Here is a 12,333-nt window from a genome sequence, read left to right on the forward strand (position 1 = left end):
CTATTTTCTACGAAGAGTATCGCTCAAAAAACGCTTCCGTGAGAAGAGCAGAGTCAAGAATTGTTTGTCGGAATCGATGCGCTTTCGGTTTGCCTGGGGTTGATGGTCTTGATGCCGGCGGCCAGGAAATCTGCCCGATCGCGAGTGACGACTGCAAGACGTTACTGGGCTGACGCATCAATATTCCCCGGTACCCGCATCGCTGCAATTGTCATAGACCCGAATCATCACCGTTTGCTTGGTGCCTGAAATCCGCACCGAGCCAGTGCAGATGAGCCCGACCTCGTCCGGGTTGAAAAACCGGGTGCGGCCGAATGTGACCTGATAGTTGTAGGTGCCGGCCATGCCACCTCCAAAGCCCTCGGTGATTGTGGGGTTCCACGTGTTGTTGTCGCTGATGTAGCCGGGTCCGCCGGATAGGCTGATCCGCATGGCGTCAGGCGGGCAGTTCCAACCCGTGCAGTCGGCATCCACCATCACAAAATCAACTGAACCGCCTCCGGACGAGCCCCCGCTCGACCCGCTATAGGAGCGCCGCGCCGCCAGCCGCCGCTGTTCCTCCTCACGTTTGCGCTGCTCCTCGGCCTCGGCGGCCGCCCGGCGCTGGCGCTCCGCCTCCTCGCGCTCGCGCCGCTCCTTGTCGGCCTTGGCCGCGCGATTGTCCGCGATCAGCTTCTCGACCGCGCGAATCTCATCCGGCGCATAGGCCATGTTGCGCGCCGCGGCCAAGTGCTCCTCGGCCAGCTCGAAATCCCAGTCTTGGGCGGCATCGCGCGCTTGCTCCAACAGCTCTTGCTGGCCCCGTTCCTGGTATTGCTTGTAGCCCTGATAGCGGTCGTAAAGACCGCGGTCGATGGCCACCGCGGTGCCACAACAAATGATACCGGCAGTCAAGACAACCGGCTGTATCCATGATGAATTCATATGCATCATACCTGCTGAGATTGTGGTGGATGCACTGCGCTTATCCACCCTGGCCAGCGGCGGGATCGAGAAACCCTAGCTCAAGGGCCAGGCGCATCAGATGCCGCAGCTTCTCCAGGCCCAGGTTGGCCTGTTGAAGCATGCCGCGGCGTTCGCGGGTAAAGGTCGCCTCGATCAGGCGCTCCAGCACGTCCAGGGCCGTGGTCTCGATGCGGTCGCCAAGCAGAAAGCGCTGGGCGCGCGGAAACTTGTCCAGTGTCGGGATCAGCCAGAGCAGAAAGCGGCGGTGGGCCTCCAAGGCCGGGCCGGTGCGGCGGGCGGGGTCAGTCATGATGAAAAAAAATCGCGACCAGGGGGCTATCGCCCCCTGGACCCCCAAGAGGTAAAGAAGAAAAGAATCAAGGTGTAAGCGTCCTGGCCACGCGGAAACCGAGGCTGTAGTTCCGGTAGCCGGTGTCGTTCCAGTTGCGGTAGCCCGAGCGCAGATTCCTTGGAACGTTGTCCCAGGAGCCGCCCCGCAGCACGCGCCGCGCGCAGTTGCCACGGTTCCAGGCAGCGCCATTGGTCGGTGCGCCCCGGTAGCTGTCGTTCCAGCAGTCCTGGGTCCATTCCCAGACGTTGCCGTGCATGTCGGCGAGCCCCCAGGGGTTGCTCGGGTAGCTGCCCACGGGCTGGGTCTTCTGCAGATACACGCCGGTCTTGGCGCCGCAGTCGTTGTAATCGCTGTTGCCGTCGTAGTTGGCTTGGCGGGTGCTGATGCAGCGCCCCGTGCTGAAGGCGGTGGTGGTACCTGCGCGGGCGGCGTATTCCCACTTGGCCTCGGTGGGCAACCGATACGCCTGGCCGGTCTTGCGGTTCAACCAGCGGAGGTAGTCCTGGGCATCGTCCCAGGAGACGTTGATGACCGGGCGGTCATCCCGACCCCAACCCTCGTCTTCCGGCTCGTGCTTGCAGCCGCCATCGGCGACGCAAGCGTCCCAGTCGGCGAAGGTGACCTCGGTCTTGCCCAGCTCAAAGGCGGGCACGCTGACCTGGTGGGCAGGCTTTTCATAGTCGCTGCATTCGGCCTCGCCGGGCTGACAGCCCATCAGGAAGCGCCCGGCGGGGATGCGTACCATCTCGGGGCCAAGAACTGGCGCGAGGTGCACCGGCTGGATGGCGCCAGCGGCGACGAAGACCTCTTGGCTGGTCTTGCCAGGGCGCTTGCCTTCGACGACGGCCTCCACGCGGTATTCGCCTTCGTCCAGTTCCAGCACCAGGGCCTTGCCCGGTTGCTTGGGCGTGTTGCCTTTGCGCTGGCCGTCCAGGTAGATCTTGGCCCCGCCTGGGCTGGAGGTGACCTCCAGCAGGCCCTTTTCCGCCAGGGCGGGCAGCGGCAGCGCCAGGATGAGCAGGGCGCAAAGGGCATGGAGGGCACGGGGAAGGCGGCAGGCCGCGGGGGCTGCGATGGTTATCATGGGGGAAGACTCCTTTCGGTTAGGGGCAGGGGGCTGGAGTGGATGCGCCGGCGTGGACGGCGAATGCTGGCGGGCGAGATGGTAGCCGGTATGGGTGTTTGGCTCTAGCTGGCATTGGTGGATGCGCTTCGCTTATCCATCCTACGGCTTGATTCTCCATCGTGCCCCACCAAGGCGAATTGCTTGGGGAAAATCCTTCCGGCAGAAAAGTAGCATCAAGTCCTGGTTGAGGAATCGGGGTCGCCTTAGCTCTGCCAGGGGTTAATGGTCTTGATGCCGGCGGCCAGGAAATCCGTGGTATCGCGCGTGACGACTGATAAACCATTGTGGGCGGCTGTGGCGGCGATCAGAACATCCGGATGGCTGAAAGTGTGGCCGGCTTTGCGGCCCTGTTCGATGATCAGGCGCCATTGCACCAGGACATCCTCCGAGATGGGTAGCACACGATTCTGAAACATCGGACGGAGTTGGTTTTGCAGCCACAGTCGGATTTCAGCGCGGCGCTTGAGGTCGCCCAATTGTTCTATCCCGAAGCGTATCTCGGCGAAGGTGACCTCGCTAACGAATAGTTGCGACAGGGGCAGCCCGCGAATGAATGCGATCACCTTTTGCGCAGGTCGCGGGCGCCGCAATTCCGATAGGACGTTGGTATCGAGCATCCATCCGGTCATAGGGCAACGTCCCGCACCGGCCCCGATACCCTGGCATGCTCAATGTCGACTTCGGCAAGGGGGGATTCGCGCAGGAGATCGATCAACTGCTGACCGGTGGCCTGTCCGCGCAGGTGTTCGTATTCTGTTTCGGACAAGACCACGACTTTGGGTTGACCGTTCACCGTGACATGCTGCGGTCCGGAGTCGGTCGCGAGACGGACAAGTTCGCTGAAACGCGCCTTGGCGTCTTGAAGCTTCCAGCTGTGCGCGGTCTGGGGCGATTGCTCGTTGGAAACAGATTGATGATTCATGGCGTGTGCTTCATTCTAGTTTGGCTGACTAGGAGGTTAGCGACTCTCGTTGATTCGGGCAAGTTCGAGGGCTAAACCGCGACAACGGCGGCCCTGTTGCAAATATTGCTTTTAGCCCTGATCGCGGTCATGGAACCCGCGGTCGATGGCGACAGCACTGCCGCAGATGGCGTCGCCCCGCGGCGCGCGACGGGAGCATTCGCCATGCATCGAGGTAGCACCATTGGTCGGTGCGCCCCGGTCGATGGCGTTCCAGCAGTCCGGGTCAATTTATTTACAAATTACAAGGTTCCAGGTTCGATTTAACTGATTCGCGCAGGAGATCGATCAACTGCTGACCGGTGGCCGCCGCTTCAAAGCAGATCATCAAGCATTGCAGGCTCTTACAATTTGCAGTTTTGATCTGCAATTTGTAAGAAAACCGAGCCCGGCGGCATTGCGTGCTGGGGTTTCTGGTGTGATGTGATGCTCCACGCTCGTCGCTGGCACGCCAAAACGGCCATTCCGAAATGACCATTCCAAATAAGGCCATCAGAGCGCGCAGCCCATGACGATGGCATCTTCGCGGCCTTTGACGGCCGGATAGTAGCCGCGGCGCAGGCCGATCTCGTTGAAGCCTTCGGCCTGGTAGAGGGCGAGGGCGGCGCGGTTGGATGCGCGCACTTCGAGAAAGGCGGAGGCGGCTTGGCGCTGTCTGGCGATCGCGAGCAGGCGTCTGAGCAGGAGACGTCCGAGTCCCTGGCGCTGGTGGCTGGGGTGGATGCAGAGATTGAGCAGATGGCATTCGTCGACCACGAGCATGATGACGCCATGGCCAATCAACTCGCATGAGACCGGCTGTTCGAGCACCATGCAGTAATGGCCGGCCTTGAGTGAGTCCTGAAAGATGCCCTGGCTCCAGGGGCTGTGATAGGCGGCACGCTCGACGGCGAGCACGGCTGTCAGGTCGTGCAGGGTCATGCGGCGCAGATACAGGCCGGGGCTGTCTGGGATGTCGTTGGTTGCGGTCTCGGTAGCCTGCATCGGGGGAAGGACTGTCGCTTGGGGTCGGTGGTTGTGATTTCGGGGGATTTGCCAGCTGCGGTGCGCGTTCCAGCGCGGGTTTCGGGCCTAGTTCCGCAGCACAGGGGTTGATGGGGCAAATACTGACCGGCGTCACGCGCTTGCGCGATTATCGGAAGAAGCTTGCTCAAAGGGGGTCAAAAGCCGTGCCATCCGCGTTATATTGGCAACCTTGGGATGGGGGCGCAAGGCGACCGGGATCACGATTCTGGGCCGCCGCGCAGGCCGCTATCCCAGGCAGCCACTATCCCAGTAGGCATCCCAGTAGGCACTGCATCAAAGCGTTCAGCGAGTCTGAGGATCATCAGTTTCCGCAGCTACAAGGTGACGGCGCTCGCCGGTATGCTCCGGTCGGGCGTGTCCGTGTTTGGTCAGATTTGCGCTGAAGCATGTTTTTCAGCCAATCTGGCGATTGGAAACATGGCGATTGGGAGCGAGTTGCCTGCCACTGAACCAATTCATCTCATCCGTCAACCCAGCATTCGGGACTGATCATGTCGCAACAGCAAACGGTAACCATCGACGGCAATGAAGCCGCCGCCTATGTCGCACATATGACCAACGAGGTCATTGCGATTTACCCCATTACGCCGTCGTCCAACATGGGCGAGTGGGCCGACGAGTGGTCCTCGCTCGGCGTCAAGAACCTCTGGGGCACCATCCCCGATGTGGTCGAGATGCAGAGCGAGGGCGGTGCCGCCGGCGCCATTCATGGCGCGCTGCAGGGCGGGTCGCTGTCGACCACATTCACCGCCTCCCAGGGTCTGCTGCTGATGATCCCGAACATGTATAAGATCGCCGGGGAACTCACCCCGACGGTGTTTCATGTCTCGGCGCGCTCGCTTGCGGCCCAGGCGCTGTCGATTTTTGGCGATCACTCGGATGTGATGGCCTGCCGTGCCACCGGCTATGCCATGCTGAGCTCGTCCTCGGTGCAGGAGGTGATGGACTTCGCGCTCATCGCCCAGGCGGCGACGCTGGAGTCGCGCATTCCCTTCATGCACTTCTTCGACGGCTTCCGCACCTCGCATGAGGTGACAAAAATCTCCAAGCTGCCGGTCGAGACCATTCGCGCCATGATCGACGAGGAGCTGGTCAAGGCGCACCGTGGCCGGGCGCTGAATCCTGACCACCCCATCATTCGCGGTACCTCGCAGAATCCGGATGTTTATTTCCAGGGCCGCGAGACGGTCAATCCTTACTACGACGCGCTGCCCGGCATCGTGGTCAAGTGCATGGACCGCTTTGCCGAGCTGACCGGACGCCAGTACAAGCTGTTTGAGTACGTCGGCGCGCCCGATGCCGAGCGGCTGGTGATGCTGATGGGCTCCGGCATTGGCGCCGCCCAGGAGGCGGTCGAGCATCTGGTCGCCCAAGGCGAGAAGGTGGGCATGATCAAGGTCCGGCTGTATCGGCCCTTCGACGTGCCGCGACTGCTTGAAGTCATGCCCGTCACGGCGCAGAAGATCGCCGTGCTCGACCGCACCAAGGAGCCGGGCGCCGATGGCGAGCCCATGTATAAGGACATGATCACGGCCATGGCGGAGGGCGTCGGCGAAGGGCGCATTGCCAAGATGCCTTACATCGTCGGCGGTCGCTATGGCCTGTCATCCAAGGAGTTCACCCCGGCCATGGTCAAAGGTGTGTTCGATGAGCTGAAAAAGGACAAGCCGAAGAACCGTTTCACCGTCGGCATCATCGACGATGTGGGCCAGACCAATCTGGAGTGGGACCCGAGCTTCCAGCCCGATGCGGTCAAGGGCGTGACCAACTGCGTCTTCTATGGTCTGGGCTCGGACGGCACCGTCTCGGCCAACAAGAACTCCATTAAGATCATCTCCGAGGAAACGCCGAACTATGGCCAGGGCTATTTCGAGTATGACTCGAAAAAGGCCGGTGCCATGACGGTCTCCCATCTGCGCTTCGGCCCCAAGCCGATCAACAGCACCTATCTGATCGGCGAGCATGAGGCGAGCTTCGTCGCCTGCCATCAGCCGACCTTCATCACCCGCTTCGACATGCTCGAGAAGGCCGCCCCGGGCGCGACCTTCCTGCTCAACTCCCAGACCCCGGCGGACAAGGTGTGGGACGATCTGCCCAAGAACATGCAGCAGCAGATGATCGACAAGAAGATCAGCTTCTATGTTGTCGATGCCTACGGCATTGCCGCCAAGACCGACATGGGTCGGCGCATCAACACCATCATGCAGACCTGCTTCTTTGCGATTTCCGGCATTCTGCCGCGCGATGAGGCGATCGCGCAGATCAAAAAAGCGGTTGAGAAGACCTATGGCAAGAAAGGCCAGCATCTGCTTGATCGCAACTATGCCGCCATCGATGCCAGTATCGCTGGGCTGCATGAAGTCAAGATTCCCGGCCAGGCTAGTAGTGCCTTCGAGCGCCCGCCGGTGGTGCCCGCCCAGGCACCGGAGTTTGTACAGCGGGTGACGGCTACGCTGATCGCCGGCAAGGGCAATCAACTCCCGGTCAGCCTGATGCCCTGCGATGGCACCTGGCCGACGGGGACCACCCAGTACGAGAAGCGCAACATCGCCCTGCAACTGCCCAAGTGGGAAGAAGACCTCTGCACCCAGTGCGGCAAGTGCCCTATGGTGTGCCCGCACGCGGCCATTCGCGCCAAGGTGTATCCGGTGGGGCTGACCGACAAGGCACCGGAGGGCTTCCAGCACGTGCCCATCAAGGGCAAGGACTTCCCCGAGGGCTATCACGTCACCTATCAGGTCGCGCCCGACGACTGCACAGGCTGTGGAATCTGCGTCGAGGTCTGCCCGATTCGCGACCGCAAGGACCCGAACCGCAAGGCGCTCAACATGGTGCCGGCGGAGGAAATCCATGATCGGGAACAACCCAATTGGGAGTTCTTCTTGACCCTGCCGGAGTACGACCGCACCAAGCTCGATTCGGGCAAGATCAAGCATGCCATGATGATGCAGCCGCTGTTCGAGTTCTCCGGTGCCTGCGTCGGCTGCGGCGAGACGCCCTATGTGAAACTTGCCACCCAGCTCTTTGGTGATCGCATGCTGATCGCTAATGCCACTGGCTGCTCAAGCATCTACGGCGGCAATCTGCCGACCACGCCCTATACGACTGACCCCAATGGCCGCGGCCCGACCTGGAACAACTCTTTGTTTGAGGACAATGCCGAGTTCGGTCTCGGGTTGCGCCTCGCCGTCGACAAGCAGGCCGAGCAGGCGCGCGAACTGCTGGTGAAGCTGGCGGACAAGATCGGTCAGGATCTGGTCGATGGCCTGCTGAGTGCGGATCAGACCACCGAGGCCGGCATTTTTGAGCAGCGCGAACGGGTCGATGCGCTCAAGAAAAAGCTCGCCGCGATGGAAGGCAGCATCGACGTGCACTCGCTTGAATCCACCTGCGAGCAGTTGGTCAAGCGCAGTGTGTGGATCGTCGGCGGCGACGGCTGGGCCTATGACATCGGCTATGGCGGCCTCGACCATGTGCTCTCCACCGGGCGCAACGTCAACCTGCTGGTGCTCGACACCGAGGTCTACTCCAACACTGGCGGTCAGACCTCCAAGGCCACGCCCATGGGCGCGGTGGCCAAGTTCTCCGCCGGCGGCAAGGCGACTTTCAAGAAAGACCTGGCGATGATGGCCATGGCCTACGAGAACGTTTATGTCGGTCAGGTGGCCTTCGGTTCCAAGGACGTGCATACCCTGCGCGCCTTCATTGAGGCCGAATCCTTCGACGGGCCGTCGCTGCTGCTTTGCTACTCTCCCTGTATCGCCCACGGTGCGGACCTGTCGAACAATCTGCGCCAGCAGGACATGGCGGTCAACTCCGGGCATTGGCCGTTGTTCCGCTACGATCCGCGCAAGACCGCCCAGGGTGAGAATCCGCTGCACATCGACAGCAAGGCACCGAGCGTTCCGTATCGGGATTACATCTACAGCGAACACCGCTTCAATGTGCTCAACCGCACCCATCCGGACGCCGCTGAGCGCTTCCTGGCCCTGGCGCAGAAGCATGTCGAGACGCGCTTCTCGCTCTATGAGCAGATGGCCCATCTGGCGGTGCAGAAGGCGCCCAAGCCCGTCGATAAGCCGGCTGAGCAGAAGTCGTAAGGGGCCGGCTCGGCTCACCGGGTGCCGGACGCGGATTGGCTGCGCGTCTGGCACTCGGTTTCAGGATTCAGAACGCCTAATTTTTTCCCGGAGAAACACCCATGGATTTAACCACCCCCTACCTGGGCATGAGCCTCAAAAACCCGCTGGTGCCCTCGGCCTCGCCGCTGTCAAAAAGCGTCGATATGTCCAAAGAGCTGGAAGACGGCGGCGCCTCGGCGCTGATCATGTACTCCCTGTTTGAAGAAGCCATCCGCGCCGAGTCCGAGGGCATGGACCGTTTTTTGATCAACCAGAGCACCGGCTTTGCCGAAGCCGATGATGGCTTTCTGCCCGACTGGCAGGAGTTCAGCACCAGCCTGGATCAGTACCTGGAGAACCTGCGCAAGCTCAAAGAGGCGCTGGATATTCCGGTCATCGCCAGCCTCAATGGCGTCACCCCCGGCGGCTGGATCGAGCATGGCAAACAGCTCGAGCAGGCCGGCGCCGATGCACTCGAGCTGAATGTTTATTACATCGCCGCGGATATCAATCAAAACGGTCAGCAGGTCGAAGACCGCTATATCGAACTACTGAAGCAACTCAAGGGCCAGATCAAAATCCCGGTCAACATGAAGCTGTCGTCTTCCTTCAGCTCGGTCGGCAACATGGTGCAGCGACTCGCCGCGTCCGGTGCCGATGGCGTGGCCATGTTCAACCGCTTCTACCAGCCCGACATCAACATCGACAGCCTGCGCCTGCAGCCCAGCCTGCATCCGTCCACCTCCGCCGAGGCGCTGCTCGCCATGCGCTGGGTCGCCATCCTTTACGGTCGGGTCGAGAACCTGTCCATCGGCGCGACCGGCGGCATCCATACCCCCGAGGATGTCATCAAGCTGCTGCTTGCCGGTGCCGACGTGGTGCACCTGTGCAGCGTGCTGCTGAAAAAAGGCGCGGGCGAAATCCCCAAAATGCTGACCGGCCTTGAGCACTGGATGGAAGAGCATGGCTTCGAGTCCGTCAGCGACATGCGCGGGCGCATGAGCGCGCTGGCCATCCCCAACCCGGCGGAATTCGAGCGTGCCAACTACGTTAATATTCTGGATAGCTACAGCTTCTCGCCTGGCGTGATGGTGTAGTCGGCTCGCACGGTCAGGGGCGAGGAACGGGCTCACAAGCGTTTGTTCCTCGCTCTGCGGGGGCGGTGGGTTTCATCAGCTCCCAGCGGCGGTTAGTGCGGTTCCTGGCTGCAGCCGGGTTTCGACAATTGGAACATAGAGCGGCTGATCCAGCGGCAGGACCGTTTTGGTGTCAATATCCGGATTATATTGGCGCAGCAGCCAGAGCGGGATATGGTAGGTCTCGACCGCGATATCCCACAGGCTCTGGCCTTGGCGGATCAGGTGCTCGGTCACGCCGGTGATGCGGTACTGGGCAAAGTAATCGAGCTGGCGATTGCGATGGAAGGCGATGCGCTCCTGCTCGAACTGCTCGGGCGAGACATGGCTAAAATCCAGTTGCAGCCGCTGGCCGATGATTAGCGATTTGTCCTTGCCAAGCGCGTTTTTGCCGCGTATCTGACTGGCCTCCAGTTTTAACCATTGGGCGTAGTGGCCCAGTGTCTCGGCCACCTGAATTTCGATACTGCCATCTGTGGAGACGCTGTAGTCAATCGGGTCTGCGGCCAGATCAGGCTGTGTCTCGGCCAGGGGTGCGGCCGTTGTTGGATCGGCGTCGAAGTGCTCGACATCGGTTCCGGTATCGGCTGCGTCGGCGATGATTTGTGGTGTGTCCTGCTTGGTTTCCTGCTTGGTCTTTTCCGGCGGTTGCTCCGGTGATGGGGCGCGCCGGCTCGCGGCGGCGGCAATGGTCAAGGTGTCTTGCTCCGGTTCTTGCAGCGAAAGCAGTTCCGGCAGCAAGAAGGCCGCACTGGTGCCAAGCGGCCGCGGGACATTTGGTGTCGGGATGCGCAGTCGCTGGCCGGTCTGCACTTGATGTGCATCATCGAGGTCATTCATTGCCACCAGTTCGCTGACGCTGGTGTCGAGACGGCTGGCGATGCCCGACAGGGATTCCCCATAGCTGAGATCGTAATAGGTCAGCGGCAGTTGGCCATCGAACCCGTAGCGGGCGGCAAACTCGGCGAGTTTGCGTTCGGCGACGGGCTTTTGGATGGGAGGCGGCAGACGCAGCAGGTCGTTGCGGGCAATGAGTTGCTTGCCGTTCCAGATATCATGATGCATCCCTGGGTTGACCGCGCGCAGGTCGTGCAGGCTGATGTCGAGAAACTCGGCAAGCTCTGGTGCCGGCAGGTAAGCCGGTGCGGCGATTTTGAGCGCACTGTCCGGGTCAAGCTGGCGGAAATAGCGATCCGGCGCCACGGACAGATCATGGGCGGCGATGAAAGCAACATAGAAATTGCGCGATGCAAAGCCGAAACGGTTGCCCTGGTATTCATCAATGATACGGACAATGTCATCGCTGCCGGTCGCGCGCACGGCGCGGCGCACGCCGGCGAGGCCATGGTTGTAGGCGGTGATGGCCAGTGGCCAGTGTTCGAGCACAGAGTAATTATGTTGTAGCAGGTTGGCAGCCGCGTGCGTTGACTTGATTACGTCATAGCGCTCGTCAACCTCTTCATCGACGCGGATATAGCGCCGTGCCGTGGTTGGCATGAACTGCCAGAGACCAGCGGCGCCGACTTTGGAAATAGCTTTGGGGTTGTAGGAGGACTCTACATGGGGAATGGCGGCCAGACCGACGGGTAGCTCCTGCGCGCGAAAGATTGCCTCAACCTGGTGCACCCAGGGTTGTGCGCGCTTTAGTCCGGCGCGAAAACGATCTTCCTGACCCCGCTGGAAGCGGATGCGCTCTGCTGCGGCGCGTAATTCCTCGGGCGTCCCGCCGCGGCGACGCCAGGGCTCAAGTGAGCGCTGCTCGAAGGCATTGAGGTCGGCACGTTTGCCATCCGCCAGGGCCAGCATGGCGGCACGGTAATGGCTGATGGTTTCCTCGATCACCCGATTCTGCGAGGCCAAAGGGGCGCCCCGGTTCAGGTACAGCGGCGTGTAACAGATGGACAGGTCGCGGCTATCGTGGATGAGTCCGCTGGAAATGTCGAACTCTGAATAAATCCGCATCCAGAAACGCATGGCCGGTTGCAGCGCCGGCGGGCGAGGGAAGGGGTCGGCTGGCAGTGCCAGCGTTGTCTGCCAGCAGGGTGCGAGTGTCAGCAGCAAGACCGCAGCGAGTCGGTTGCGGCGAGGCCAGAGTGCCCGCAGCCCGATCAGCCGGTAGCGGTTCTTTTGTGACCATGCGCCGCAGTGGCGCGACTGTTCGGGGTGATCGTCCTGAGTTGGGCTGGCAGGCATGAGCGTGCGGCGGCTCTCGTGCGCCAGAGCCGGGAGCAGCAATCTCTGTTCTAGGGCTCGCCGGTGCGCAGCATATCGACCACGGCGACGGCTGGATTATCACCGAGATAATGCACCGAAATCTGGTAGAGCAGCGACACCGGGAGCGCGATCAGCACAAAGACAAGGACCGCGCTCAGCAGATCAATCCGGCGGCCCTGGCGACGCGGGGCAATGGCGGATTTGGGTCGCAACATCATCATGGTGGGGAAAGCCTTAGGGGAGCCAGGAATGGGGTGATAATTTAGTTGTTAATAAACAACCGGTTAAAAGCCGCAGGTAAAAACCTTGAAAAAGGTCGAAGTTTAAGATCGGGCTGACTGCTGTGTGATCTTGGAAATCCCTTTCGTGCTGGCGCATTATTCTACCTGAAAGTATTGATCATGTTGAACAAATTAGCCAGGCAAGGAATCAGATTTTGCCAACTACCCGGC

General features: G+C 61.1%; 10 protein-coding genes. 2 read left to right on the plus strand and 8 right to left on the minus strand.

The features are described 5' to 3' along the window. Positions 1 to 177: 177 nt before the first annotated feature. The 6 genes from Thiofri_RS07585 to rimI form a co-directional block, all read right to left on the minus strand. On the minus strand, positions 178 to 861 hold the full coding sequence (locus Thiofri_RS07585; RefSeq protein ID WP_223296829.1) for a hypothetical protein: 684 nt from the start codon (positions 859 to 861) through the stop codon (positions 178 to 180). Between the two features lie 103 nt (positions 862 to 964). Further along, positions 965 to 1,255: a four helix bundle protein gene (locus Thiofri_RS07590; RefSeq protein WP_009151097.1), complete on the minus strand. Its 291-nt coding sequence runs from the start codon at positions 1,253 to 1,255 to the stop codon at positions 965 to 967. 67 nt (positions 1,256 to 1,322) lie between these two features. After that, complete coding sequence (locus tag Thiofri_RS07595) at positions 1,323 to 2,381, minus strand: SUMF1/EgtB/PvdO family nonheme iron enzyme (RefSeq protein ID WP_323706024.1); 1,059 nt, start codon at positions 2,379 to 2,381, stop codon at positions 1,323 to 1,325. Positions 2,382 to 2,626: 245 nt separating this feature from the next. Beyond that, positions 2,627 to 3,052: a type II toxin-antitoxin system VapC family toxin gene (locus tag Thiofri_RS07600; RefSeq protein ID WP_009151099.1), complete on the minus strand. Its 426-nt coding sequence runs from the start codon at positions 3,050 to 3,052 to the stop codon at positions 2,627 to 2,629. Further along, a complete protein-coding gene (locus Thiofri_RS07605; RefSeq protein ID WP_009151100.1) occupies positions 3,049 to 3,345 on the minus strand; it encodes a type II toxin-antitoxin system prevent-host-death family antitoxin in 297 nt (98 codons plus the stop codon). The genes Thiofri_RS07600 and Thiofri_RS07605 overlap by 4 nt, the downstream gene beginning before the upstream one ends. Positions 3,346 to 3,876: 531 nt before the next feature. Continuing rightward, positions 3,877 to 4,368, minus strand: a complete 492-nt coding sequence (gene rimI / locus Thiofri_RS07610) for a ribosomal protein S18-alanine N-acetyltransferase (protein ID WP_009151101.1) — start codon at positions 4,366 to 4,368, stop codon at positions 3,877 to 3,879. 533 nt (positions 4,369 to 4,901) lie between these two features. Between rimI and nifJ the strand changes: the two genes are divergently transcribed. Further along, complete coding sequence (gene nifJ / locus Thiofri_RS07615; RefSeq protein ID WP_009151102.1) at positions 4,902 to 8,510, plus strand: pyruvate:ferredoxin (flavodoxin) oxidoreductase; 3,609 nt, start codon at positions 4,902 to 4,904, stop codon at positions 8,508 to 8,510. Positions 8,511 to 8,611: 101 nt separating this feature from the next. Next, on the plus strand, positions 8,612 to 9,628 hold the full coding sequence (locus Thiofri_RS07620) for a dihydroorotate dehydrogenase-like protein (RefSeq protein ID WP_009151103.1): 1,017 nt from the start codon (positions 8,612 to 8,614) through the stop codon (positions 9,626 to 9,628). 75 nt (positions 9,629 to 9,703) lie between these two features. Here the strand turns inward: Thiofri_RS07620 and Thiofri_RS07625 are convergent, their stop codons facing one another. Together Thiofri_RS07625 and Thiofri_RS07630 are read right to left on the minus strand one after the other, a co-directional pair. Further along, positions 9,704 to 11,860, minus strand: a complete 2,157-nt coding sequence (locus Thiofri_RS07625) for a LysM peptidoglycan-binding domain-containing protein (protein ID WP_009151104.1) — start codon at positions 11,858 to 11,860, stop codon at positions 9,704 to 9,706. 50 nt (positions 11,861 to 11,910) lie between these two features. Continuing rightward, entirely contained in the window at positions 11,911 to 12,102 is a 192-nt protein-coding gene (locus tag Thiofri_RS07630) for a hypothetical protein (RefSeq protein WP_009151105.1), read from the minus strand. Positions 12,103 to 12,333 lie beyond the last annotated feature (231 nt).

This window comes from Thiorhodovibrio frisius (genome assembly GCF_033954835.1).
GTDB classification, from domain to species: Bacteria; Pseudomonadota; Gammaproteobacteria; order Chromatiales; family Chromatiaceae; genus Thiorhodovibrio; species Thiorhodovibrio frisius.

Coding starts and splice junctions, on each gene's coding strand:
- Thiofri_RS07605 (WP_009151100.1), bottom strand. CDS start 3,345: ATGAATCATCAATCTGTTTCCAACGAGCAATCGCCCCAGACCGCGCAC.
- Thiofri_RS07620 (WP_009151103.1), top strand. CDS start 8,612: ATGGATTTAACCACCCCCTACCTGGGCATGAGCCTCAAAAACCCGCTG.
- Thiofri_RS07595 (WP_323706024.1), bottom strand. CDS start 2,381: ATGATAACCATCGCAGCCCCCGCGGCCTGCCGCCTTCCCCGTGCCCTC.
- Thiofri_RS07630 (WP_009151105.1), bottom strand. CDS start 12,102: ATGATGATGTTGCGACCCAAATCCGCCATTGCCCCGCGTCGCCAGGGC.
- nifJ (WP_009151102.1), top strand. CDS start 4,902: ATGTCGCAACAGCAAACGGTAACCATCGACGGCAATGAAGCCGCCGCC.
- rimI (WP_009151101.1), bottom strand. CDS start 4,368: ATGCAGGCTACCGAGACCGCAACCAACGACATCCCAGACAGCCCCGGC.
- Thiofri_RS07600 (WP_009151099.1), bottom strand. CDS start 3,052: ATGACCGGATGGATGCTCGATACCAACGTCCTATCGGAATTGCGGCGC.
- Thiofri_RS07625 (WP_009151104.1), bottom strand. CDS start 11,860: ATGCCTGCCAGCCCAACTCAGGACGATCACCCCGAACAGTCGCGCCAC.
- Thiofri_RS07590 (WP_009151097.1), bottom strand. CDS start 1,255: ATGACTGACCCCGCCCGCCGCACCGGCCCGGCCTTGGAGGCCCACCGC.